Raw genomic sequence first — 22,707 nt, forward strand, 5'->3', positions numbered from 1 at the left:
CAGGAGCAAGCATGAGCGTCATGACCAACTTCAAGGGGATCATCCCGGCGATCGCCGTCCCCTTCAACGCCGACCACAGCATCGATGAGGTCGAGCTGTCGCGTTACGCAGCCTGGCTCGGCAAGCGTCGCGGCATCGTCGGCATCATGACCAACGGCCACACCGGCGAGGTGTTCAGCCTCACCGCGAAGGAGCGCGCGGAGGTGACGCGCATCGTCGCCAAGGCGCTCACCGGCATCTGCCCGACCATCTCCTCCGTCGTGTGCGAAGGCATCAAGGACGGCATCGAGCATGCGCTGATGGCGAAGGAAGCGGGCGCGACTGCTCTCGACATCATGCCGCCGCATCACTGGCTGCGCTTCGGCTTCAAGCGCGAGCACTGCCTGGATTATTTCAGCGCCATCGGCGAAGCCACCAGGCTGCCGCTGATCGTGCATGTCTATCCCGCCTGGACCCGCGCCTCGTTCTCCTCGGAGCTGCTCGCCGAGCTCGCCCGCCTCGACCACGTGCAGGCGTTCAAGATCGGCACCCGCGAGATGAACAAATACGCCCGCGACCTCAAGGCGATCCGCGCGGCGGCGCCGCACAAGGCGCTGCTGACGTGTCATGACGAATATCTGCTGGCGTCGATGGTGCAGGGCGTCGATGGTGCGCTGGTCGGCTTCGCCTCGCTGATTCCGGATCTGATCTACGATCTGTTCGCTGCCGTCACCGCTGGCGACCTTAAGCTTGCGATGAAGCTGCAGGCCATGATCGATCCGCTCAAGGACGCGGTGTATGGCGGCGGCGAGCCGACCGGGGAGGCGCATGGCCGCATGAAGGCGGCGATGCAGGTCGCCGGCGTGATCCGCGATGCCACGGTGCGGCCGCCGACGCATGCGCCGAGCGCCGAGGAGATGGCCGCGATCCGCGCCGCGGTGGCCGCGGCCGGGCTGACGGCGAAGGCTGCGGCCTGAGCTTGCGAGAGGCGACGGCCGGTGCCGGCCGTTGCCCCGTGATCACAACAAAAAGACACCGGGTGGACGCTGATGCTGACGATGGATGTCGACGATGCAACCCGGCGCGCTGCGGCTGCGCCCGAGGCTGTGCTCATCGCGATCGATCAACTGTCGAAGACCTATGTCTCGGCCTCCGGCGCGACGGTCCATGCGTTGAGCCGGATCTCGCTCCACATCAAGCCGGGCGAGTTCGTCTGCGTCGTCGGTCCCTCCGGCTGCGGCAAGAGCACCTTGCTGCGTTTGCTCGCGGGGCTTGATAGTTACAGCGACGGCCGGCTGCTGCTCGATGGCGAGCCCGTCGCCGGTCCCTCGCGCAAGGTCGGCGTCGTGTTCCAGGCGGCCAACCTGCTGCCGTGGATGACGGTGCGCGACAATGTCGGGCTGCCCTTGCGCGTCGGTGGCAAACATGCCCCGGCCGGCGATCGCATCGAGCGCCTGCTCGCCGTTACCGGTCTCGGCGATTTCGGCGACAAATATCCCTATGAGCTGTCCGGCGGCATGCAGCAGCGCGCCGGGATCTGCCGCGCGCTGGCGCGCGATCCCGAGATCCTGCTGATGGACGAGCCGTTCGGCGCGCTCGACGCACTGACGCGCGAGCGGCTGAACCTCGAGCTGCAGCGAATCTGGCAGGAGAACCGCAAGACCGTCCTGCTGATTACGCACTCGATCTCGGAAGCCATCTTCCTGGCCGACCGCGTCATCGTGATGTCGGCGCGTCCCGGCCGCATCCTTGCCGATCTCCACGTGCCGATCCCGCGGCAGCGCAGCTTCGACGACATCGTGCTGCATCCGGACTATGCGCGGCTTGCCAGGGAAGTTCGCGGGCTGCTCAATGCACAGGAGCACGGCCATGACTGATCTCGCCAACGTCGCCGTTTCAGCCCTGTCGCAGAAGCCCGCAAGCCCCCGGCGCCGCGTCAGCCTGGGCTCGCCGATCGCCTGGATCGGCCTCGCGGTGCTGATCCTGAGCTGGATCGCCGCGGTCAACCTGCTGAACATCCCGTCCTACATTCTGCCGAAGCCCGAAGCGGTCGTTCGTGCGTTGTGGTCCGGGCTCGCGGTCAGCCCGGCCAGCCCGCTCGGCTATTACCTGCCGCTGTGGAGCACGCTGAGCAACGCCGCCGCCGGCTGCGCCATCGGCGTCGGGCTCGGCCTCGTCATCGGCTCCTTGATGGCCGAGGTCGAAGCCATCGAGCGCCTGGTGATGCCCTATGCGTTCGCGCTGCAGAGCCTGCCCAAGGTGGCGATCGCGCCGCTGATCGTGATCTGGTTCGGCTTCGGTGACGGCTCGAAGGTCGCGATCTCGGCGCTGCTGTCGTTCTTCCCGGTGCTGATCAACAGCTTCACGGGGCTGCGCGCCGTCGAGCCCGAGCGTATCGACCTGATGCGCTCGCTGTCGGCCTCGCGCTTCGAGACCTACCGCATCGTCAAGCTGCCCAACGCCGCGCCCTTCATTTTCGCGGGCCTCGACATGGCGGTGGTCTATGCACTGCTCGGCGCGATCGTGGCCGAATTCCTCGGCGCCCAGCGTGGCATGGGGGTCGTCATCACGCAGGCGCAGGCGGTGTCGGACGTCGCCGGCGTGTTCGCCGCGCTGATCATTCTCGGCGTGCTCGGCATCGTGCTGCATGGGATCGTGCGCTGGTGCGAGGCCAAGGTCGTGCACTGGGGCGCCAACCGGAAAAAATAGGACCACAGGGAGGAACGAAGGATGGTTTCGCGCAGGTCATTCCTGAAGAGCAGTGCCGGCGCGGCGCTGCTGATGAGCGGCGCGCCGGCCGGCCTGATGGCGGCGGACGCGAAGAAGCTTCGCTTCGGCGTCGGGCTCAAGGCGCTCAACGCCACTATCATCAATTGCGTGATCGGCGAGGCGCTCGGCTACAACGCGCAGGAAGGGTTCTCGCTCGACGTCCAGGCGCTCGGCACCAATGCCAACGTCCAGGTCGCGACTGACCGGGGCTCCGTCTTCGTCGGCGTCGGCGTGCCGTCGACAGCGCTGCCGCTGCTCGCCAAGGGCGAATGGAGTGGCGCCAAACTGTTCTATCAATATACCTATCCGTACAAATGGGACATCGCCGTCCCGCCCGGCTCGGGGCTCAAGAGCTACACGGACCTCAAAGGCAAGAAGATCGGCGTGTCCGACTTCGGTGCCACCGAATATCCCGTCACCAAGAACGTGCTGAAGGCGCTGGGCCTGGATCCCGAGAAGGATGTGAGCTGGGTCGCGGTCGGCAACGGCACGCCGGCGGGCGTCGCCCTGCAGCGCGGCGTGATCGATGCGCTCGCTTATTTCGATACTGGCTTCGGCCAGATCGAGGCGGCCGGCATCGAGCTGGCCTATCTGCCGCGTCCGACCACGATCCCGATGGTCGGCGGCCAGTTCCTGATGGCGATGCCGCAGACGTTCGAGAAGGACAGGGATCTCCTGGTCGGCTTTGGCCGCTCGGTGTGCAAGGCGTCGCAATTCCTGCTCGCCAATCCGACCGCCGGCGCCAGGGCCTTTCTCAAGATGTACCCGGAGACGGCGCCGCGCGGTGCCAGCGAGGACGCGGCGGTCAAGGCCGTGCTGCAGTCGATCAGCCGCCGCATCAAGCTCTACGCGCCGCCTTATGCCGATACGAAGATGGGCGGGATCAACGAGCAAGAGTTCCGCACCGAGGCCGCGATGAACGGGCTGGACATCAAGGACTATGCTGCGCTCTACACCAATGAGCTGATCGACAAGATCAACAATTTCGATGCGGTGAAGGTCAAGGCCGAGGCGGCTGCGTACAAGGGATGACGGCACAGGACCACGACAGCAGCTCGGGCCTTCGCCATGCGGTGGTGACCGGAACCAGCTCGGGCATCGGCCGCGCCATCGCCGAGCGTCTGCTGGCGGACGGCTGGCGCGTGACCGGCATCGACCGCGCGGCCTCGGTGCTGTCGCACGAACACTTCGGTGGCTTCGAGGCCGATCTCGCCGAACCGCAGACGCTGATCGCGCGCCTTGCTGACGTCGGCGCCGTGACCGCGCTGGTCCACGCCGCCGGCTACATGCGTGTCGGCCGTCTCGGCGAGTTGCAGGCCGAGAGCAGCGAAGGGATGTGGCGCGTCCATGTCGGCGCCGCGGAGGCGCTGGCCAATGCGCTGGCGCCGCGCCTGCGCGAAGGCGGGCGCATCGTGCTGATCGGCAGCCGCACCGCCAATGGCGCGGCCGGCCGCAGCCAATACGCCGCGACCAAGGCGGCACTCACCGGCCTCGCGCGCTCCTGGGCGATCGAGCTGGCGCCGCGCCTGATCACCGTCAACGTCGTCGCACCGGCTGCGACCGACACGCCGTTTCTGCGCGATCCCAGCCGCGCCGGCATCGCCCCGGTGCTGCCGCCGATGGGGCGCTACGTCGATCCGGTCGAGGTGGCTGCGCTCACCGCCTTCCTGCTGTTGCCGGAAGCGGGCGCCATCACCGGCCAGACCATCACCATCTGCGCAGGCGCCTCGCTCTGAAACGGCGCGTGCGACCCCGACCAGGAGAATGACCATGACCGTTCGTATCGTCGACGTCCGCGAGGTGACGAAGCCGATCTCGTCGCCGATCCGCAATGCCTATATCGACTTCACCAAGATGACGTCGAGCCTGGTCGCGGTCATCACCAATGTCGAGCGCAATGGCCGGCCCGTGGTCGGCTACGGCTTCAACTCCAACGGCCGCTACGGCCAGGGCGGCTTGATCCGCGAGCGCTTTCGCGCGCGCCTCGTGGAAGCTGACCCGACATCGTTGCTCGATGCCAGCAAGGACAACATCGACCCGGACAAGGCCTGGGCGGCGATGATGATCAACGAGAAGCCCGGCGGCCACGGCGAGCGCTCGGTCGCGGTCGGCACGTTGGACATGGCGATCTGGGATGCGGTCGCCAAGATCGCCGACAAGCCGCTGTTCCGTCTGCTCGCGGAGCGGCACGGCCGCAAGGCCGAACCGCGCGTCTTCGTCTACGCTGCCGGCGGCTACTACTATCCCGGCAAGGATCTCTCGGCGCTGCGCCGCGAGATGCGCGGCTATCTCGAGCGTGGCTACACTGTCGTGAAGATGAAGATCGGCGGCGCGCCGATCGACGAGGACCGCCAGCGCATCGAGGCCGTGCTCGCGGAGATCGGCCCCAACAATCAGCTCGCGGTCGACGCCAATGGCCGCTTCGACCTGGAGACTGCGATCGCCTACGCCAAGATGCTGCGCGACTATCCGCTGTTCTGGTACGAGGAGGCGGGCGATCCGCTCGACTATCACCTGCAGGCGACGCTGGCCGATTTCTATCCCGGCCCGATGGCGACCGGCGAGAACCTGTTCAGCCACCAGGACGCGCGCAACCTCATCCGCTACGGCGGCATGCGCCCCGATCGCGACTGGTTGCAGTTCGACTGCGCGCTGTCCTACGGCCTGTGCGAGTATCTGCGCACGCTCGACGTGCTCAGGATCTATGGCTGGTCGCCGTCGCGCTGCATCCCGCATGGCGGTCACCAGATGTCCCTCAACATTGCCGCCGGCCTCGGCCTCGGCGGCAATGAGAGCTATCCCGACCTGTTCCAGCCCTATGGTGGCTTCCCCGACGGCGTGAAGGTGACCGACGGCCACATCACGATGCCCGACCTCCCCGGCATCGGTTTCGAGGGCAAATCCGATCTCTATGCCGAGATGCGCGCGCTCAGCGCGTGAAGCTGAGCGGGGCGTCCGACGGCCGCCCCAGCGTCATTGCGAGCGCAGCGAAGCAATCCAGATGGTCTCCGCAGAGGGATTCTGGATTGCTTCGCTTCTGTTCAGCCCGGGGACATAGCTGACGGGTGTTCGGGGAGATGGTTGACACTTCAAAATCGGCTCGATTCGTCAAGCAGAGGGGCGAGCGATGCCGTGGCGAGAGGTGTCTGTCATGGACCAGCGACGAGAGTTTGTGATGCTTGCCAAGCAGGAAGGGGCGAACCGGCGGGAGCTGTGTCGGCGGTTCGGCATCAGCCCTCAGACGGGCTACAAATGGATCCAGCGGCACGACGCTGGGGACACGGCGCTGGCGGATCGGTCGCGGCGGCCTCATCGAAGTCCGGAGCGCACCGCGGCTGCGACCGAGCAGCAGATTGTCGCATTGCGCGATGCTCACCCGGCCTGGGGCGCGCGCAAGCTTGCACGGTGTCTTGAGCGTGATGGTCAAGCTGTCCCGGCGATATCTACCGTGCACACCATCCTGCGCCGCTACGATCGAGTGGTCGAGCCTGCAGGCACGCCCGGACAGCCCTACACGCGGTTCGAGAAGGATGCGCCCAATCAGCTGTGGCAGATGGACTTCAAGGGGCACAGTGCGCTGGAGAATGGTGTGTCCTGTCATCCGCTGACAGCGTTGGACGATCACTCCCGCTTCTCGTTGTGCCTGGCGGCTTGTGACAACGAGCGCGGCTCTACGGTCAAAGGACATTTGGAGACGACGTTCCGCCGTTATGGACTGCCGGATGCGATGTTCGTCGACAATGGTGGCCCCTGGGGATTTACCCTCGAAGACCCCTGGACCGCGTTGACGGTCTGGCTTCTGAAGCTCGGCGTTCGAACGATCCACAGCCGGCCCTACCATCCTCAGAGCCGCGGCAAGAACGAACGCTTCCACCGTAGTCTGAAGGCCGAGGTGTTTGCCTTCAGGCGCTACCGTGATCTTCCCGATGTCCAGCGGGCACTCGACGGATGGCGCTCCGTCTACAATCTCGACCGGCCGCACGAGGCCTTGAACTTCGACGTGCCGGCAAGCCGCTATCAACCGAGCCAACGTGCGATGCCAGACCGGCTTCCGATCGTCGAATACGACGAGGGTGAGAGCATCCGTTCCGTGTCGAGCACGAAGGCCTACGTCAGTTTCGAGGGGCGGCTCTGGAAAGTCCCGCAAGCCTTCCGAGGTGAGCGGCTGGCTATCCGGCCACTCAGTGCCGACGGAAAGTTCGGAATTTTCTTTGCCGCACATCAGATCGCAGCGATTGATCTGCGCGACCCCAAAACTGTCAACTATGTCCCCGAACAGGTGTAAGCTATGTCTCCGGGCTGAACACTGCGCTCGCAATGACGGAGGAGAGAGGATCAGTTCCTTCAGCGACCTTTACGCAGGCGCGAGCCCATCAGGCACGTCCGCGCTCCATCGCACCCATCGCTGTCGTCCCGGGCAAGCCGCGATGGCGCGAAGCGACGGCGTGGCGCCGACCCGGGACCCATACCCCCAGGGAGATGTGATGGCGCGAGATGTGGGACCAGTGTCCCTCAACGGCGGCGGTGGCTATGGATCCCTGCGTTTGCAGGGATGACAGCGCGGACTGCAGCAACGTCGAGGATCATCGTTGGCGCCCTACGCCTTCGCAGCCTTTGACGCCAGCGCGTCGGCGACCGCGGTGCGGATGTCGGCGATCGAGAACGGCTTGGTGATGACGTCGTGAGCGATCGCGCTGAGATTCGACGCCCGCTCGCGCTGATGGGCAAAGCCGGTCATCAGCAGGATGGTCAGGTCGGGAAAATCGCGTGCTGCCGACAGCGCCAGCGCGATGCCGTCCATGATGGGCATTTGGATGTCGGTCAGCAGCAGGTCGAAGGCGCCGGCCTCGCGCGTCAGGATGTCGAGCGCCTCGGCACCGTCCTGCGCCGTCACGATCTCATGTCCATCCATGGCAATGGCGCGCGCGACCAAGGTCCGCATCGAATCTTCGTCGTCGGCGATCAGCACGCGCGACATGTCGTTTCGTCTCCGTCTCGTGGGCCCCGCGGGCGACCCACGAGACCGGAACCATCATGCACTGCCGGCGGCGAGATCGCGCCGGTTGAAGAACCGTATATCGATATTGCGGCCTTCGGGAGGGGGCGAGGCGAGCCGCGACTTGAACGTCGTGCGCTCGCCGGGCTTGAGCGCGGTCTGCTCGAGCAGCGTGTTCCAGGCGTAGATCTCGGTGCCCTGCGCGTCACGGACGCTGAAGCGCAGCCGCGGCAGGTCGACCGATTTCTTCGTCAGGCTGACGATCGTCCCCTCGATCACCAGCACCGGCTTGCCGTCGACGGTTTCGGTCGCCACCTTCAGGTCCTTGAAGGTCAGGCCGCGCAGGTTCACCTCGAGCCCGACCAGCTTGTAGAACGAGGCCGTCTGCGGCAGCAGCCTGACGACGTCGGCGCGCCACACCACCAGCGCAATTGTGAGCGCCGCCATGGCGGCCGTCAGCACCGGCAGGTTCAACACCTTGTTGCCTGGGAAATCCGGCAACGTCGGGCGCCTGATGAGCTTGCGGAGACCGGCGAGGCGCGAAGCCCCGCTCTGCAACGGCTGCTCGGCATCGGCCGTGTCGTCGTCGGGCTCGGCGAGGGCATCCTCGGGCCAGCCGGCAGCCAGCGGCGGACTTTCCACGTCGGGCGTCCGTTCGTCGTCGTCTTCCTGGCGCGCGAGGGCTTCCCACTCGTCGGCCGCGTCGCGGGGCGCGGCCGCCGCGCCGGCCTCCGCCATGGCAGGCATGGGGGCGGGCGCCTCGACCGCATCCTCCGGTCGCGCCAGCCAGACCTCCTTGCAACGGGAACAGCGTACATTGCGGCCAGCCATACCCAGGGTTGCCACGTCGATGGCATAAGATGTCGTACAATGAGGGCAAACGATGAACATCGCGCCTGTTCTCCAACGGCCATTGCCGCTTTGTTTCCGACAGTTCGTGCTACAAGGACCGCCATGTCGACGAACTTCGGAACTCAATCGCGCGAATGGTACACGGCGACCGTTAACGAACCGGAAACCATAACGGGCGCTCAATCGGGCCATCGTACCGCTGAGCTTGGAGCGTGCGGGTCTGCCGCGCACGCGGTCGAACGGAGCTGACGCTTTGGTTCGGTTCGAAAATGTTGGGCTGCGCTATGGATTGGGGCCGGAGATCCTCCGCGACCTCAGTTTCCAGATTCCGGCCCATTCCTTCCAGTTCCTCACCGGCCCGTCGGGCGCGGGCAAGACCTCGCTGCTCAAGCTGTTGTTTCTGTCGCTGCGGCCGACCCGCGGCCTGGTCAATCTGTTCGGCTACGATATCTCGCTGCTCAGCAAGGAGGAGATCGCCGATCTGCGCAAGCGCATCGGCATCGTGCTGCAGGACTTCCGGCTGCTCGATCACATGACGACCTATGAGAACGTGGCGCTGCCGTTTCGCGTCATGGGGCGGGATGAATCGAGCTACCGCAAGGAGGTCATCGACCTCCTGAAATGGGTCGGCCTTGGCGAGCGCATGGACGCGCTGCCGCCGATCCTGTCGGGTGGTGAGAAGCAGCGCGCGGCGATCGCGCGCGCCGTGATCTCGCGGCCGCAACTGCTGCTCGCGGACGAGCCGACCGGCAACGTCGATCCGACGCTCGGGCGCCGCCTGCTGCGGCTGTTCATCGAATTGAACCGCTCGGGGACGGCGGTCATCATCGCAACCCATGACATCACGCTGATGGACCAATACGAGGCCCGCCGGCTGGTGCTGCATCAGGGACGATTGCACATCTATGAGTAGCGTAGACGATCGCGGCCTCCTGGTCGATCTCGGCGACGACCGCCCGCAACTGCCGGCGCAGGCGCGCATCGTGTCACCGATCGTGCCGCGCGCCTCCATCGCCGGCCGCGCGCTGGTCGCCGTGGTGGCGATCATGACCTTCCTGGCCTCCATCACGACCGGCGGCGTGCTGCTGGTCAGCGAGTCCGCGGCCGAATGGCAGTCGGAGGTGTCGAGCGAGATCACCGTCCAGGTTCGCCCCAAGACCGGCCGGGACATCGAGCGCGACATTGCCCTGGTGACGGAGGCGATGCGGGCGCAGTCCGGAATCGTCGAGGTCCGGCCGTTCACCAAGGAGGAATCCAGCAAGCTGCTGGAGCCGTGGCTCGGCAGCGGCCTGTCGTTCGACGAGCTTCCGGTGCCGCGCGTCATCATCGCGCGCGTCCAGCCCGGCACCAGCTTCGATCTCAACGCGCTGCGCAGCCGCGTGACCCAGGTTGCGCCGACCGCCAGCGTGGATGACCACCGCGCCTGGATCGAGCGCATGCGCTCGATGACAGGCGCGACGCTTTTCGCAGGCTTCGGCATTCTGCTGCTGGTGATCGCTGCCACCATCATCTCGGTGTCGTTCGCGACCCGCGGCGCGATGGCCGCGAACCGGCCGATCGTCGAGGTGCTGCATTTCGTCGGCGCCGGCGACCGCTACATCGCCAATCACTTCCTGCGGCATTTTCTGCAGCTCGGACTGGAGGGGGGCGTGATCGGTGGCGGCCTTGCGATGCTCGGATTCGGGTTCTCGGAGTCGATCGCCAACTGGTTCTCCGGCACTCCCGTCGGCGATCAGTTCGCGGCGTTGCTGGGGACATTCTCGCTGCGCCCGCTCGGCTATGTCGCGATCGCGCTGCAGGCCGTGGTGATCGCCGCGGTGACCGGCTGGGCCGCACGCCGGACCCTGTTCACGACCCTGGCGAGCATCGACTGATGGCGGCTTCTATCCCCAGCCGTCTCGTTGCGGATTTCACTTGGCCCGAAAACCGCCTAAAATCGTCTGCGCCGGGGTGAGGCAGGACGGGGTGAGCTGGGTCACGAACACGGCGGAGGTCGCGCGCCAGGATCGGCGGCGAGCGAACGTGATCGGGAGGCCGGCGAAACCTGCCTGCGTTCCCGGACTTGAACGACGGGATCGCGCGACGGCATGGCGCCGCGCGCAGGCAGGCAAGGACAAGCCAGGCGTTGCATGGAGCCGGAGACTGACCATAGCAGGCGAAAGCTGCCGCTCACCGTCGCGGTGTGGCGGACGCTCGCGGGCGCCGTGGCGACGCTCGGGGTCGGCTTCTTCGTCGCGGCGGTCGGCTTCGTCGGCTTCCTCTCGCAATTGCGGGGCGCCGAGATCCAGCCCGAGCGCAAGGCGGACGGAATCGTGGTCCTGACCGGCGGCTCGTCACGCGTATCGGACGCGGTGGAACTCCTGGCGGGAGGCTATGGCCGGCGGCTGCTGATCTCCGGTGTGCACCCGACCAACGAGGCCAGCGACATCACCCGGTCGCTGCCCGAGGCGCGATCATTCATCAACTGCTGCGTCGATCTGGATTATTCGGCGATCAACACCCGCAGCAACGCTGCGCAGACGCGGCGATGGGCGAGCGAGCGCGGCTTCAAGTCGCTGATCGTCGTGACGTCGAACTATCACATGCCGCGGGCCATCGTCGAACTGTCGCATGCGATGCCGAGCATGGATCTCATTCCCTATGCGGTCGTTGGCGAGAAATGGCGCGACGAGCCGTGGTGGACCAGCGCGCCGACGGTGCGGCTTCTGCTGTCCGAATATGCCAAATATGTCGCCGCCGAGATGCGGCTGCGGCTGGCCGATCTCGGCCTCGATCTCGCGCCCGAGTTCGATCCGCCAACCGGCTCGGTGTCGCGCCGACCGACGACGGCGCAAGCCAATTGAACTGGGTTTCTGATGGTCTCGATCTTCCTGCGTTCGCTGCTGTTCAACATCCTATTCTACCCGAACTTCGTGCTCTGGGCGCTGATCGCGTTGCCGACCCTGGCTATGCCCCGCAAGGCGCTGCTGCGCGTCGCCAACTGGTGGGCGCAGAGCAACATCTTGTTGATGCGCGTCGTCTGCAACATCCGCGTCGAATATCGCGGCGTCGAGAAGATCCCGAAGGGGCCGCTGATCGTCGCCGCCAAGCATCAGTCGATGTGGGAGACGATCTCGCTGCTGCATTTCTTCGATGCGCCGTTCTTCGTTCTCAAGCGCGAGCTGCTGCGGATTCCCTTGTTCGGACAGTATCTCGTCAAGGCGGACATGATCGCGATCGACCGCAGCTCCGGCGCCCGCGCGTTGAAGCAGGTGATGCGGCGGGCGGCAGAGGAGGTGAAGCACGGCCGTCAGTTTGTGATCTTCCCGGAAGGCACCCGGCGTCCGGCGGGCGCACCGCCGGACTACAAAGGCGGCGTCGGCTTGATCTACACGGATTGCGGCGTACCCTGCCTGCCGGTGGCCCTGAATTCGGGTCTGTTTTGGCCACGCCGCACATTTCTGCGCTATCCGGGCACGCTCGTCGTGGAGTTTCTCGATCCGCTGCCGCCTGGCCTGCCGCGCGATGAGTTCATGGCGCGGATTCAGAGCGTCATCGAAGAGGCGACCGGCCGGCTCGTCGCCGCGGGGCAGGCGGAACAGGCGCAGTTGTTTGGCCGGGTGCCGGCGCCGGTGAAGGCTTGAGGGCTATGTCTTGCTTGGCGCAGGATGCAGCGAGTGGCCGTCATCGTGCAGCATCGTCGCCAGCCGATGCAACTGCGCGTCGCGAAAGCCCTGCGCCTCGATCGCCTTCACGGTCGAGATCACGTAGTCGCGATTGGCGCCGGACTGGCCGTGACCCTGGCGTACATGGCGCAACTGCTCCTGCGGCGACAGCCGGCCTGCATATTGCACATGGCCGCGATCGACCACGTAGACCAGCGCGCTCACCCGCTCGCGCGCGTCGTTTTCAAGCCAAACCGAGCGCGTCACTTCGCGATATACCGAGGTCACCTGCTCACGCGCCCGCAAATAGGCGATGGTCTCGTCGCGCTTGTCTGCTGCCACCCGGAACGCAATGCCGCGACACGCGCCGCCGCGATCGAGACCGAGCACGAGGCCCGGCTTCTCCGGCGTTCCGCGGTGGACGAACGAATACACACAGAGCGCGCGATGCTCGCCGATCAGCCGCGCCGGCACCTGCTCGAGAAAAGCGAATCCGGGCCGCCACATCAGCGAGCCGTAGCCGAAGACCCAGAGGTCGCCGTGGGGAAGGTCGCGTTCGGAGAGGGTCATTGCGGACATCAATGCGGAAGCCTAAGTGTGATGCTCGCGAATTGTTAATTTAGATACACAATCCGTGATCGCCGAATTGCCAAAATTGCTGCCCAAAGGGTGTCCTGCATGTCTCGTTTGCCGCAAGCGCGCCGCAGGCGCTCTCGTTGGGGGCTCTTCATAGCTCCCGTTCTGCTCCTGATCGCCGCTGTTGCGTGGAGCGCATTCTGGTTCTTCGCCGCTTCGCAAGTGGATGTCCAGGCCGACGCTTGGCGTGCGCGCGAAGCAAAATCGGGACGCGTCTATGACTGCGCGAAGCGCTCGGTCGCCGGCTTCCCGTTCCGGCTCGAGGTTCGCTGCACGGATCCGAGCGTGGCCCTGTTCTCGCAGGCCGCGGGCACGCCTTTGATGAATGCCAGGCTCGACGAGATCCTCGTCGTCGCCCAGGTGTGGGACCCGAAGCGGCTCATCGCGGAGTTCAAGGGACCCGCTATGATCGCCGACGGTCGCGGACCCGCCTCGTTCTCCGTGAACTGGCGCGTCGGTGAGGCCAGCGTCCGCGGTCTGCCGGGGTTGCCGCAGCGCGCCGACCTCGTGTTCGAACAACCGACCATCGACCGCATCGAGGGCGGGACAGCCGTGCCCGCCGCGCGCGCCGATCACGTCGAGTTGCACGGCCGCTTCGCCGACGGCACGCCGTCCGACCATCCGGTGCTGGAGACTGCGCTGCAGATCGAAAGCGGCAGCATCCAAGGCAGCCATCCTCTGCTTGCCGAACCGTTCAATACCGACATCCAGGCCCGCGTCACGGGTCTCAAGGACTTCCGGCCCAAACCCTGGCCGGAGCGGTTTCGCGAGATCCAGGCGGCGGGCGGTCATGTCGAGATCGTCCAGTCGCGCATCCAGCAGGGCGAGCTGCTGGCCGTTGCGTCGGGCACGCTCAGCCTGACCGCCAATGGCGGCATTGATGGCGAAGTGCAAATGACGGTGGCCGGGATCGAAAAGGTCATTCCGGCGCTCGGTCTCGACAAGATGCTCGAAAACGGCGTGCCGCAGGGGACGCTCGATCGCGTAGCGCCGGGTGTGAAGTCGCAGGACGTCAACAACCTGCTCGGTGCGCTCGACCGCGCCATTCCCGGCCTCGGCAAGGTCGTCAAGCAGAACGCCAATGTCGGCGTCGCGCTCGGTATCAATGCGCTCGGCAAGGAGGCCACCCTCGAAGGGCGCAAGGCGCGGACCTTCCCGTTGCGCTTCTCCGATGGCGTCGTCGTGCTCGGTCCGTTCAAGGTCGCCCGCGTCCCGCCGCTGTTCTGACCTCAGCTCTTCTTCAACTGCGGCAGCGGCCGGCCGAAGTCCGGCGCCGCCGAATCCTGGCCGATATCGACGATGCCGCGGCGGATCGCACGGGTGCGGGTGAAGTGATCGAACAGCGCATCGCCGTCGCCGCGGCGGATCGCCCGCGTCAGCTTGGAGAGGTCCTCGGTGAAGGTGCCGAGCATGTCGAGCACCGCATCCTTGTTGCTCAGGAAGATGTCGCGCCACATCGTCGGGTCGGAGGCGGCGATGCGGGTGAAATCGCGAAAGCCGCCGGCGGAGAACTTGATCACCTCGGACTCCGTCACCTGCGCCAGCTCGTCGGCGGTGCCGACGATGGTGTAGGCGATCAGATGCGGCAGATGGCTGGTGATCGCGAGCACGCGGTCGTGGTGATCCGGCGTCATGATCTCGACCTTGGCGCCGAGCGCCGCCCAGAACGCGCGGAGACGATCGATCGCGTCGGCATCTACACCGTCGGGTGGCGTCAGGATGCACCAGCGGTTGATGAACAGCTCGGCGAAACCAGAATCCGGTCCCGAATTCTCGGTGCCGGCGACCGGATGCGCCGGCACGAAATGAACATGCGCTGGCAGATGTGGCGCCATGTCGCGAACGATGGCGCCCTTCACGGAGCCGACGTCGGAGACGATGGCTCCGGGCTTCAGATGCGGCGCGATCTCGGCCGCGACCGGACCGCACGCGCCGACGGGAATGCAGAGGATGACGAGGTCGGCATCCTTGACCGCCTCCGCATTACTCGCCACGACGCGGTCGACGAGGCCGAGTTCGGCGACGCGCGCGCGCGTCTTTTCCGAGCGCGCGGTGGTGACGATCTCGCCGGCCACGCCCTGCAGCCGCGCCGCCCGCGCGATCGAGCCGCCGATCAGGCCGAAGCCGATCAGCGCGATGCGTTCGAACCGCCCCGCGACGCTCATTTCGCCCTCATGAATTCGCTGAGAGCCTCCACGACCAGACGATTGGCTTCCTCGGTGCCGATCGTCATGCGCAGCGCGTTCGGCAGCTTGTAGTTGGCGAGCGCGCGCAGCACGAGGCCGCGCCGGGTCAGGAATGCGTCGGCCTCGACCGCGGTCTTGCCCTTGTCGGTCGGGAAGTGGATCAGGATGAAATTGGTGACGCTCGGCGTCACCTTCAGCCCGAGCTTGCCGATCTCCTCGGTCAGCCAGTTGCGCCACGTTTCCGTGTGCGTCTTCGACATCTGCTGATGCGCGGTGTCCTCGATCGCGGCGACCGCGGCGAGCATCGCCGGCGAGGAGACGTTGAACGGCCCACGGATTCGGTTGATCGCATCGACGATGTGCGCCGGGCCGAACATCCAGCCGACACGGAGCGCCGCGAGGCCGTGGATCTTGGAAAAGGTATGAGTGACGACCGTGTTCTCGGTCGTCGCCACCAGCTCGAGCCCGAACTCGTAGTCATTGCGCGAAACGTAGTCGGCATAGGCGGCGTCGAGCACCAGCACGACATGCGACGGCAGGCCGGCACGCAGCCGCTTGACCTCGTCGAACGGGATGTAGGTGCCGGTCGGGTTGTTCGGGTTGGCGAGCCAGACCAGCTTGGTGCGCGGCGTCACCGCGGCAAGGATGGCGTCGACATCGGTGCGATACTCCGTCTCCGCGGCAACCACGTTCCTGGCGCCGCAGGCCATGGTCGCGATCGGATAGACCAGGAAGCCGTGCGCGGTGGAGATCGCCTCGTCGCCTTGGCCGAGAAAGGTGTGTGCCAGCAGATTGAGGATCTCGTCGGAGCCGGCGCCGCAGACGATGCGGTCGGGATCGAGGCCGTAGGTGCGGCCGATCGCCTCGCGCAGCACCCGGGAGGTCCCTTCCGGATAATCTTCCAGATGCGTGGCCGCGCTCTTGAACGCCTCGATCGCCCTCGGCGAGGGACCAAACGGGGTCTCATTGGCCGACAGCTTGAAAACCTTGCGGCCAGGCTCCGGCTTGGGACTCTTGCCCGGCGTGTAGGGCGCGATGTCGAGGATGCCGGGGTTCGGCACGGGGCGGTTCATCATCAACTCCGGAAAATCATCACTGGCGCGAGGCGTCTCAGCTCGGAACCGTATAGCGTTTCGCATGGCCGCCGACGAGGGCCGTCGAGCGGACCGAGGCGCCCGCCGCGATTAGGGCAGCCTTGATCTTGTCGAGGTTCGACGGCGCCTCGATCGACACCAGCAGCGCGGCGCCGTCGAAGGCGGTATCGGGCACCGCGACCACGTCGGCCAGCGGCGACAGCGCGCGCGACACCTGCGCATTCCAGCCGGAGACGCGGATGCTCCAGGTCTCGACCTCCAGCACGAGCGCGTCGTCGGCGACCCGCGACACCGCGAACACCGGCAGCGCCGCCGGATGGTCGGCACGCTCGATGAACGGCATCCGGGCGATGATCTTCGGCGCGCCCACGGGCTCGAGCGTGATCCACCACGGCGTATGCCCCGATGTCGTCGACACCAGCGCAAGATCGCCCTTCGAGCGCGCCACGGCTTCGACGGCGGCCTGGGCGCTGAAATGGGCGACATAAGGCACCACGAAGCCGAAATGGAACCTGGCGGAATCGCGCATCGCGGATTCGCCGACCGACACGTCGGCGTGAACCGAGAACGGCGCCTGCACGTAAGTGAACGTCGAGACGATCACGCGCCAGATGCCCTCGACGGTGTCGAGCGGCAGGATGCCGCGATGGCGCTGCACCAGGCGCCGCATCATGTCGGCCTCTCGCGCCGGCCGGAATGCCGAGCCGACCTCCTGGGTCTTCTTGACCTTGATCAGCCGGTCGATGATGTCGGCCCTGTTCATCAGGAGCTGATGGACCTGCTCGTCGATCGCGTCGATCTCCTTGCGCAAATCGGCAAGCGAAGGCGGGGCAGGCGGCGGGTTGGACATGGGCTGGTCACTCTTCGCAGGCCACCGGTTAACGTGCGGCCGACTGGAACGGATGTCGTTCTCTCCGATGCGGGAGACGCGCGCAACAGCAAGTTTACCTTGTGCCGCCTAGGCTTGGCTGGTTTGCAGCCGTGGGGCGCCCGATCGGCGGTCAACCCCAGCTTGCCTTGACGCGGAGCGCCCGCGGGACTAGTTTCTGCCTGTTCCGTGGTCATTTGAGCCGGCCGGCTTGCAGCCACGTTAAAAAACTCGCTAAACAGGCCGGGGACGTTATCGATCCCGGCCGAACCCCAGTTCAGGCCGGGTTTTTCATGGCCTGATATGTCACGTGGTTCGGGAGCCCTTGCCGGATGGCCGGGGTGAGAGACATGACAGGCCTGACGCCGAAACCCACCTCCGCGCTGCGCACGATTGCGCCCGAAGAGCGCTCGCACGAGGTCGATCATCCGAGCTCGCTGGTCGCGCAGTTCGGCGCTGACAAGCCGCTCAGGCTCGATTGCGGCGTCGACCTGTCGCCGTTCCAGATCGCCTACCAGACCTATGGCGAACTCAACGCCGACAGGTCCAACGCGGTCCTGGTCTGCCACGCCCTGACCGGCGACCAGCACGTCGCCAACCGCCATCCCGTCACCGGCAAGCCCGGCTGGTGGGAGACGCTGGTCGGCCCTGGCCGCCCGCTCGACCCGAGCCGTTATTTCATCATCTGCTCGAACGTGATCGGCGGCTGCATGGGCTCGACCGGCCCGGCCTCGCTGAATCCCGCCACCGGCAAGGTGTGGGGGCTCGATTTCCCGATCATCACCATCCCCGACATGGTGCGCGCTCAGGCCATGCTGATCGATCATCTCGGCATCGACACGTTGTTCGCCGTGGTCGGCGGCTCGATGGGCGGCATGCAGGCGCTGCAATGGACGGTGGCCTATCCCACCCGCGTGTTCGCGAATCTCGCGATCGCCTGCGCGACGCGGCATTCGGCGCAGAACATCGCCTTCCACGAGCTCGGCCGCCAGGCCGTGATGGCCGATCCCGACTGGGACCACGGCCGCTACGGCGACAAGGGCACTCATCCGCATCGCGGCCTCGCGGTGGCACGGATGGCCGCGCATATCACCTATCTGTCGGATGCCGCCCTGCATCGCAAGTTCGGCCGCCGCATGCAGGACCGCGAACTGCCGACCTTCTCGTTCGACGCCGATTTCCAGGTCGAGAGCTATCTGCGCTATCAGGGCTCGTCCTTCGTCGAGCGCTTCGACGCCAACTCCTATCTCTATCTGACGCGGGCGATGGACTATTTCGACATCGCCGCCGATCATGACGGCGTGCTGGCGGCGGCGTTCCGCGGCATCCAGACCCGCTTCTGCGTGGTGTCCTTCACCAGCGACTGGCTGTTTCCGACCGCGGAATCGCGGGCGCTGGTGCATGCGCTCAATGCCTCCAGCGCGCGGGTGTCGTTCGCGGAGATCGAGACCGACAAGGGGCACGACGCGTTCCTGCTCGACGTCCCCGAGTTCTTCGAGATCGCCAGCGCCTTTCTCGATTCCGCCGGCAAGGCGCGCGGCCTCAACGCCGCGAACGGAGGCTGAGCCATGAGCATGCAGGGCGTGTTGCCGCTGAACGGCTTTTCCGGCGGCGAGGTGCTGGCCTATCGACCGGATCATCTGCTGGTCGCCGGCATGGTCGAGCGCGACTCCAAGGTGCTCGACATCGGCTGCGGCGACGGCGATCTCTTGCAGCTGCTGGAGAGCCGCGGCATCGACGGCCGCGGCATCGAGCTGTCGCGCGAGGGCGTCAATCATTGCGTCGCCAAGGGGCTCGCGGTGGTGCAGGGCGACGCCGACACCGATCTCGTCGACTATCCCGACGATGCGTTCGACTACGTGATCCTGTCGCAGACCTTGCAGGCGACGCGGCAGCCCAAGGTCGTGCTGGAGAATCTGCTGCGCATCGGCCGTCGCGCCATCGTCACCTTTCCGAATTTCGGCTTCTGGCGGCTGCGCCTGCAACTGCTCGTCGGCGGCCACATGCCGCGAACCGACAATCTGCCCTTCACCTGGTACGACACGCCGAACATCCATTTCTGCACCATCAAGGACTTCGTGCAGCTCTGCGATGAGATCGGCGTCAAGATGGAGCGCGCCGTCGCGCTTGATAGTTACGGCCGTCCCTTGCGCGTCGCGATGCCCTGGTGGTTCTGGAACATGTTCGGCGAGCAGGGCGTGTTCCTGCTGAGCCGGGCGGAGAAGGGAAGGTAGGGCGCGCTCGCTGCTGCAGCGGGGCGCGGTCTAAGTTGATGGCTCGCTCTCTCCACGTCATGGCCGGGCTTGCCCCGGCCATCCACGTCTTGCAGTATGGCGCCATGGCGGGCGGCTACGTGTATTTCATGACCAATCGTCCCAATGGCCCGCTCTATGTCGGCGTGACCAGCGATCTCGTCCGTCGCGTGTATGAGCATCGCTCCGGCCTGGTTGATGGCTTCACCAAGCGATACGGCTTGAGCGGCTCGTTTACTTCGAGGCCTTCGACGACATTCAAAGTGCAATTCAGCGCGAGCACAACATCAAGCATTGGTCGCGTGCCTGGAAGGTCGGACTGATCATCACGAGCAATCCCGGCTGGGATGATCTCTTCGAGACGATCGCAACTTAGAGTGTGCATGAGGACGGACGTGGATGGCCGGGACAAGCCCGGCCATGACGAGCTTGGGGTTGGCGGCTTTTACTTTTCAAAGAGCCGAGAGCGGTTGATACAAAGTGCTACGTTCCCGCGGTGCGTCTACACCCGAGCTTTGCATTAGTCCCGCCTCCGATAACGAAGAGGCGCAGGGAAGGCCGGATGCTGGCCGCACCCATGGCCCGCCTGCGGAAAAAAATGCAGGCGGCAGGAACCACAGGTACGAGCCGGAACACCCGGCCTTCCCTGCGCGATGGTTGAACGGCTGCTTCGCGTTCTCCCCGGTGCGCCGGGCTTTCTGGCCACCGTCGTCCGCGTGATGCAGAACACCACAACAAACTTGGCATCAGCGTCGGGATGCCAGGACCGCGCGACTTGACCGTGCGTGCCGAAATTGTTCGTCCACGCGAGGCAAGCCCCACGCGCAATCCGACACGCCCATCGCATCCCACACTCAGCGCTCGTGACGACCGCGATACGCCCCTCTTGCTGCGAGGCGGGACGCGCGGAAATCTGCGCCTGATTTGCCCGACGGCGCAAGTGCCAAACGTGCGACGAACTAACACGACGGGCAATTCGCGCATGATGCTCATGCGCAAACTGCCCGTCATGCAACGACGCCGCTTCGTCGCTGTGGCTGGGCCGGCAATCTACAGCAAGCCGACCTTGTGCATCATGTCGCGGATCTGCGCCGGACTGGGATCACCGACCGCCGGGCTGGACCACTCGCCGGTCGTCGTTGCCGGGCCCCGGGCAACCGAACCGGATCCGTTGAGCTTGCCATTGGGCGCCTGCGGCGCCAGCGTCGGAGACGTCGCGCCGTTCTGCGCGCCGCGCGCCAGTCCCAACAGGCGACGGAGCACGTCGAGCGAGGGATCGGACGCGGGCGCGGAGGCCACGCTCGCCTCCAGGCCGAGGGCGCGCATCGCATTCGGCAGCCCGGCTCCTGCACGATTGGGATCGCCGAATTGCAGCGGCGTCGATGTCTCCTTCAGGATCTGGAACAGCCGCTCGACACGCCGCGCGTCGCGCGTCGCGAACTGGCCCTTGAAGTCGGGATGATGCGCCAGCACGAGCGCGGCGAGACCGGTGACGTGCGGCGTCGCCATCGAGGTGCCGTCCCAGGCGCCGAAGCCATCCGCCGGCAGCGAGGACACGATGCCGACGCCCGGCGCGCAGACGTCGATCTCCGGCCCGAAGCAACTGAACTTGGCCGGAAAATATCCGTCGGTGCTGCGGAAGCCATCCAGCGCCTGCTGGGCGTGGAAGCTGTCCTCGGGGAACTCGCCCCATTTGCCCATCGCGGCGACCGACAGGCAATGCGGCGTCGAGCCGGGAAACTGGACCGGCCCCGACGAATTTCCCGCGGCGACGATACAGGCGAGGCCCATCTGCTTGGCCCGCAGAATCCGCTCCTCGATGATCTGCGACGGCTCGCCGCCGCCCAGGCTCATGTTGGCGACGTCGATGCCGTTCTCCATGCAGTAGTCGAGCGCCGAGACGAGATCGCTGAACCGGCCACCCGGGAAGATCCGGCAGACATGGATTTCGGCCGCCGGAGCGAAGCCGCGAATGCCGCCGCCGCTGCCGACAGGCCCGCCGGCGATGATCCCGGCGCAATGCGAGCCGTGGCCAATGGTATCGATGGTCCAGCTCGCGGGATCATTGCCGACGATGCTCTTGCCGATCGTGACGCCGTGCAGATTGCGATGGGTTGGTGCTGCGCCGGAATCGATCACCGCGATCTTCACGCCTGCGCCATTGTAGGCGAGGGGAACGCGGTCGAGGCCCATCGCGCGCTGGCCCCATCCCAGCAATTGCTGGCCGGGAAAGCCGCGCAGGTAGGCACCCAGCGTCTTCGCGGCGATGCGGTTCACGCTGTCGGGGGTCAATTGCGGACGATCGAGCCAGAAGGTCCAGTAATCGACCCGCGGCTTGATCAGGATCGAGCGGATGGTGTCGGGCGTCTCGCCCTGAATCTTGAGCGTGACGCGGCCGCTGGCGTCGGTGACGCCCTGAACCGGCCATACGCTGCCGAACACGTACACTTCCACCTCCGGCAGCGGGCCGCTCTCGCCGAGCACTTCGATCGTCGTCGAGAACCCGTCGGCCAAGGGAATGAGAACGCCGGGATTGGGAAGCTGATGCGGCGCCGGCACCTGCGGGACGGTCGGATCGAGCATGTAGGTGAGCGGCGCATCGCGCTCGACCGCGAGCCGTGCGCCGGCCTGGGCCTTCAGCAATTCGGCCTTGTCGGGCGCCATGCGGGCCAGCACCATCGGGCCGAGCGGGGCTTGCCCCGGGTCGGCGCTCTGGAATCCGAGCAGCCGTGGCGGCTGAATGGTCTTCACCACGTCGATGTCGGGAGTGTTTGTCAGTTGCTGGACGATGAAGTCGGCGCTGAAGGTCGCAAGCCCCGTCTGCTGGCGCGGGGCCAGGATGTACTGCGCCCGTCGCTGCGAGATCGTTGCGACGGGTTGGCCCGCTGCCGGCGGCGCCTTGCCGCCGTCCTTGCCGCCGTCGCTGCGGCCCGTGCCTTGCGCGGCAGGGGCTGCAGCGGCGGCTGCCGGCGTTGTAGCCCGCGGTGCCGTTGTAGCCCGCGGTGCGGCAACGGCCTCGGCTGGTGGCTGCTCCGCTCCGGGCCGTGCTCCGGTGCCGTTGACGGCCGTGCCGGCCGCATCCTTCGGATCCGAGATTTCAGGTTTGCTTCGTGCGGCCATTTGCGGGCTCCTTCATCCTCGCTCGTGACATCGTCGGGGGGGCGCGGCTGAAGTCAGCCGGCGCCAAAGGGTTTCAGCGGAGCATTCGGCTCCACCACGATCGTGCTGAAAGTCGATCGGAGGCGGTCGGCCTGGCTCTTCGTCATCGACAGGATGACGACGTCGGGCGCGACCTGACCGACGCGTTTCACGCCGGGCTCGCGGCTCAAATGATCAGCAAGCTGGCCGGACTTGACCGGCTCGCCTTGCACGATGAATTCCTGCTCTGAGTTCGGATCCGCCATGCGTCGCTCCCTCCATGTCAGGTCGGC

Annotated in this window: 22 protein-coding genes, 1 pseudogene and 1 riboswitch; of the genes and pseudogenes, 15 read left to right on the plus strand and 8 right to left on the minus strand. The window is 66.1% G+C overall.

Translation table 11 applies throughout. The features are described from left to right. Positions 1–11 precede the first annotated feature (11 nt). The 7 genes from QX041_RS24260 (at position 12) to QX041_RS24290 (ending at position 7,033) form a co-directional block, all read left to right on the plus strand. Positions 12–956 (plus strand): dihydrodipicolinate synthase family protein, encoded by a 945-nt coding sequence (locus QX041_RS24260; protein ID WP_316166764.1) that lies wholly within the window; start codon positions 12–14, stop codon positions 954–956. Positions 957–1,028: 72 nt separating this feature from the next. Next, positions 1,029–1,856, plus strand: a complete 828-nt coding sequence (locus tag QX041_RS24265; RefSeq protein ID WP_315826638.1) for an ABC transporter ATP-binding protein — start codon at positions 1,029–1,031, stop codon at positions 1,854–1,856. Next, a complete protein-coding gene (locus tag QX041_RS24270; RefSeq protein WP_315718117.1) occupies positions 1,849–2,688 on the plus strand; it encodes an ABC transporter permease in 840 nt (279 codons plus the stop codon). Before QX041_RS24265 ends, QX041_RS24270 begins: the two co-directional genes overlap by 8 nt. A gap of 21 nt (positions 2,689–2,709) precedes the next feature. After that, positions 2,710–3,780, plus strand: a complete 1,071-nt coding sequence (locus tag QX041_RS24275) for an ABC transporter substrate-binding protein (protein ID WP_315826640.1) — start codon at positions 2,710–2,712, stop codon at positions 3,778–3,780. After that, a complete protein-coding gene (locus tag QX041_RS24280; RefSeq protein ID WP_315718115.1) occupies positions 3,777–4,484 on the plus strand; it encodes an SDR family oxidoreductase in 708 nt (235 codons plus the stop codon). Before QX041_RS24275 ends, QX041_RS24280 begins: the two co-directional genes overlap by 4 nt. 34 nt (positions 4,485–4,518) lie before the next feature. Then, positions 4,519–5,688: a mandelate racemase/muconate lactonizing enzyme family protein gene (locus tag QX041_RS24285; protein WP_315826641.1), complete on the plus strand. Its 1,170-nt coding sequence runs from the start codon at positions 4,519–4,521 to the stop codon at positions 5,686–5,688. Between the two features lie 187 nt (positions 5,689–5,875). After that, positions 5,876–7,033, plus strand: coding sequence for an IS481 family transposase (locus QX041_RS24290; protein WP_315759740.1), 1,158 nt, complete (start codon positions 5,876–5,878; stop codon positions 7,031–7,033). A 312-nt stretch (positions 7,034–7,345) separates the two neighbouring features. Here the strand turns inward: QX041_RS24290 and QX041_RS24295 are convergent, their stop codons facing one another. Together QX041_RS24295 and QX041_RS24300 are read right to left on the minus strand one after the other, a co-directional pair. Then, a complete protein-coding gene (locus tag QX041_RS24295) occupies positions 7,346–7,726 on the minus strand; it encodes a response regulator (RefSeq protein ID WP_315718112.1) in 381 nt (126 codons plus the stop codon). A gap of 54 nt (positions 7,727–7,780) precedes the next feature. Next, entirely contained in the window at positions 7,781–8,635 is an 855-nt protein-coding gene (locus QX041_RS24300; protein WP_315753890.1) for an MJ0042-type zinc finger domain-containing protein, read from the minus strand. Positions 8,636–8,849: 214 nt separating this feature from the next. On the opposite strand from QX041_RS24300, the gene ftsE reads away from it, so the two are divergent. The 4 genes from ftsE (at position 8,850) to QX041_RS24320 (ending at position 12,219) form a co-directional block, all read left to right on the plus strand. Next, entirely contained in the window at positions 8,850–9,509 is a 660-nt protein-coding gene (gene ftsE, locus QX041_RS24305; RefSeq protein WP_006615648.1) for a cell division ATP-binding protein FtsE, read from the plus strand. After that, the gene (locus QX041_RS24310) at positions 9,502–10,470 is read left to right on the plus strand and encodes an ABC transporter permease (protein WP_315826642.1); all 969 of its coding nucleotides are present in this window, start codon (positions 9,502–9,504) and stop codon (positions 10,468–10,470) included. The genes ftsE and QX041_RS24310 overlap by 8 nt, the downstream gene beginning before the upstream one ends. Before the next feature lie 255 nt (positions 10,471–10,725). Continuing rightward, positions 10,726–11,439 carry a YdcF family protein gene (locus QX041_RS24315; RefSeq protein ID WP_315718108.1) on the plus strand — a complete coding sequence of 238 codons (714 nt, stop codon included), beginning with the start codon at positions 10,726–10,728 and terminating at the stop codon, positions 11,437–11,439. Between the two features lie 12 nt (positions 11,440–11,451). After that, on the plus strand, positions 11,452–12,219 hold the full coding sequence (locus QX041_RS24320; protein ID WP_315718107.1) for a lysophospholipid acyltransferase family protein: 768 nt from the start codon (positions 11,452–11,454) through the stop codon (positions 12,217–12,219). 3 nt (positions 12,220–12,222) lie between these two features. Here the strand turns inward: QX041_RS24320 and QX041_RS24325 are convergent, their stop codons facing one another. Continuing rightward, entirely contained in the window at positions 12,223–12,819 is a 597-nt protein-coding gene (locus tag QX041_RS24325) for a gamma-glutamylcyclotransferase (RefSeq protein WP_409977989.1), read from the minus strand. 99 nt (positions 12,820–12,918) lie between these two features. Here QX041_RS24325 and QX041_RS24330 point away from each other — a divergent pair, with 99 nt between their 5' ends. Then, positions 12,919–14,103, plus strand: coding sequence for a DUF2125 domain-containing protein (locus QX041_RS24330; protein ID WP_315826643.1), 1,185 nt, complete (start codon positions 12,919–12,921; stop codon positions 14,101–14,103). A gap of 2 nt (positions 14,104–14,105) precedes the next feature. Here QX041_RS24330 and QX041_RS24335 read toward each other — a convergent pair whose 3' ends face one another. The 3 genes from QX041_RS24335 to QX041_RS24345 are packed head-to-tail and all read right to left on the minus strand — an operon-like array spanning position 14,106 to position 17,006. Further along, positions 14,106–15,041, minus strand: a complete 936-nt coding sequence (locus tag QX041_RS24335) for a prephenate/arogenate dehydrogenase family protein (RefSeq protein ID WP_315753824.1) — start codon at positions 15,039–15,041, stop codon at positions 14,106–14,108. After that, the gene (gene hisC, locus QX041_RS24340) at positions 15,038–16,135 is read right to left on the minus strand and encodes a histidinol-phosphate transaminase (protein ID WP_315753822.1); all 1,098 of its coding nucleotides are present in this window, start codon (positions 16,133–16,135) and stop codon (positions 15,038–15,040) included. Before hisC ends, QX041_RS24335 begins: the two co-directional genes overlap by 4 nt. A 37-nt stretch (positions 16,136–16,172) precedes the next feature. After that, positions 16,173–17,006 carry a chorismate mutase gene (locus tag QX041_RS24345; RefSeq protein ID WP_315718102.1) on the minus strand — a complete coding sequence of 278 codons (834 nt, stop codon included), beginning with the start codon at positions 17,004–17,006 and terminating at the stop codon, positions 16,173–16,175. Positions 17,007–17,203: 197 nt separating this feature from the next. Further along, a riboswitch (SAM riboswitch) is annotated at positions 17,204–17,283 on the plus strand. Positions 17,284–17,374: 91 nt separating this feature from the next. On the opposite strand from QX041_RS24345, the gene QX041_RS24350 reads away from it, so the two are divergent. The 3 genes and pseudogenes from QX041_RS24350 to QX041_RS24360 all read left to right on the plus strand — a co-directional run bounded on the left by QX041_RS24350 (position 17,375) and on the right by QX041_RS24360 (position 19,652). Then, complete coding sequence (locus QX041_RS24350; RefSeq protein ID WP_315718101.1) at positions 17,375–18,589, plus strand: homoserine O-acetyltransferase; 1,215 nt, start codon at positions 17,375–17,377, stop codon at positions 18,587–18,589. A gap of 3 nt (positions 18,590–18,592) precedes the next feature. Continuing rightward, entirely contained in the window at positions 18,593–19,258 is a 666-nt protein-coding gene (gene metW / locus QX041_RS24355) for a methionine biosynthesis protein MetW (protein WP_315718100.1), read from the plus strand. 59 nt (positions 19,259–19,317) lie between these two features. Beyond that, positions 19,318–19,652: pseudogene (locus QX041_RS24360) on the plus strand (GIY-YIG nuclease family protein). 674 nt (positions 19,653–20,326) lie between these two features. Here the strand turns inward: QX041_RS24360 and QX041_RS24365 are convergent. Both QX041_RS24365 and QX041_RS24370 read right to left on the minus strand, forming a co-directional pair. Further along, entirely contained in the window at positions 20,327–22,396 is a 2,070-nt protein-coding gene (locus tag QX041_RS24365; protein WP_316166766.1) for a S8 family serine peptidase, read from the minus strand. 53 nt (positions 22,397–22,449) lie between these two features. After that, the gene (locus QX041_RS24370) at positions 22,450–22,680 is read right to left on the minus strand and encodes a hypothetical protein (RefSeq protein ID WP_315718098.1); all 231 of its coding nucleotides are present in this window, start codon (positions 22,678–22,680) and stop codon (positions 22,450–22,452) included. Positions 22,681–22,707: the final 27 nt, after the last annotated feature.

This window comes from Bradyrhizobium sp. SZCCHNRI2009 (assembly GCF_032485115.1).
Classification (GTDB): Bacteria; Pseudomonadota; Alphaproteobacteria; order Rhizobiales; family Xanthobacteraceae; genus Bradyrhizobium.

Bases quoted from the DNA above. Each gene is read 5' to 3' on its own strand.
- QX041_RS24260 (WP_316166764.1), top strand. From the start codon at position 12: ATGAGCGTCATGACCAACTTCAAGGGGATCATCCCGGCGATCGCCGTC.
- QX041_RS24265 (WP_315826638.1), top strand. From the start codon at position 1,029: ATGCTGACGATGGATGTCGACGATGCAACCCGGCGCGCTGCGGCTGCG.
- QX041_RS24270 (WP_315718117.1), top strand. From the start codon at position 1,849: ATGACTGATCTCGCCAACGTCGCCGTTTCAGCCCTGTCGCAGAAGCCC.
- QX041_RS24275 (WP_315826640.1), top strand. From the start codon at position 2,710: ATGGTTTCGCGCAGGTCATTCCTGAAGAGCAGTGCCGGCGCGGCGCTG.
- QX041_RS24280 (WP_315718115.1), top strand. From the start codon at position 3,777: ATGACGGCACAGGACCACGACAGCAGCTCGGGCCTTCGCCATGCGGTG.
- QX041_RS24285 (WP_315826641.1), top strand. From the start codon at position 4,519: ATGACCGTTCGTATCGTCGACGTCCGCGAGGTGACGAAGCCGATCTCG.
- QX041_RS24290 (WP_315759740.1), top strand. From the start codon at position 5,876: ATGCCGTGGCGAGAGGTGTCTGTCATGGACCAGCGACGAGAGTTTGTG.
- QX041_RS24295 (WP_315718112.1), bottom strand. From the start codon at position 7,726: ATGTCGCGCGTGCTGATCGCCGACGACGAAGATTCGATGCGGACCTTG.
- QX041_RS24300 (WP_315753890.1), bottom strand. From the start codon at position 8,635: ATGTTCATCGTTTGCCCTCATTGTACGACATCTTATGCCATCGACGTG.
- QX041_RS24310 (WP_315826642.1), top strand. From the start codon at position 9,502: ATGAGTAGCGTAGACGATCGCGGCCTCCTGGTCGATCTCGGCGACGAC.
- QX041_RS24315 (WP_315718108.1), top strand. From the start codon at position 10,726: ATGGAGCCGGAGACTGACCATAGCAGGCGAAAGCTGCCGCTCACCGTC.
- QX041_RS24320 (WP_315718107.1), top strand. From the start codon at position 11,452: ATGGTCTCGATCTTCCTGCGTTCGCTGCTGTTCAACATCCTATTCTAC.
- QX041_RS24325 (WP_409977989.1), bottom strand. From the start codon at position 12,819: ATGTCCGCAATGACCCTCTCCGAACGCGACCTTCCCCACGGCGACCTC.
- QX041_RS24330 (WP_315826643.1), top strand. From the start codon at position 12,919: ATGTCTCGTTTGCCGCAAGCGCGCCGCAGGCGCTCTCGTTGGGGGCTC.
- QX041_RS24335 (WP_315753824.1), bottom strand. From the start codon at position 15,041: ATGAGCGTCGCGGGGCGGTTCGAACGCATCGCGCTGATCGGCTTCGGC.
- hisC (WP_315753822.1), bottom strand. From the start codon at position 16,135: ATGAACCGCCCCGTGCCGAACCCCGGCATCCTCGACATCGCGCCCTAC.
- QX041_RS24345 (WP_315718102.1), bottom strand. From the start codon at position 17,006: ATGTCCAACCCGCCGCCTGCCCCGCCTTCGCTTGCCGATTTGCGCAAG.
- QX041_RS24350 (WP_315718101.1), top strand. From the start codon at position 17,375: ATGACAGGCCTGACGCCGAAACCCACCTCCGCGCTGCGCACGATTGCG.
- metW (WP_315718100.1), top strand. From the start codon at position 18,593: ATGAGCATGCAGGGCGTGTTGCCGCTGAACGGCTTTTCCGGCGGCGAG.
- QX041_RS24365 (WP_316166766.1), bottom strand. From the start codon at position 22,396: ATGGCCGCACGAAGCAAACCTGAAATCTCGGATCCGAAGGATGCGGCC.
- QX041_RS24370 (WP_315718098.1), bottom strand. From the start codon at position 22,680: ATGGCGGATCCGAACTCAGAGCAGGAATTCATCGTGCAAGGCGAGCCG.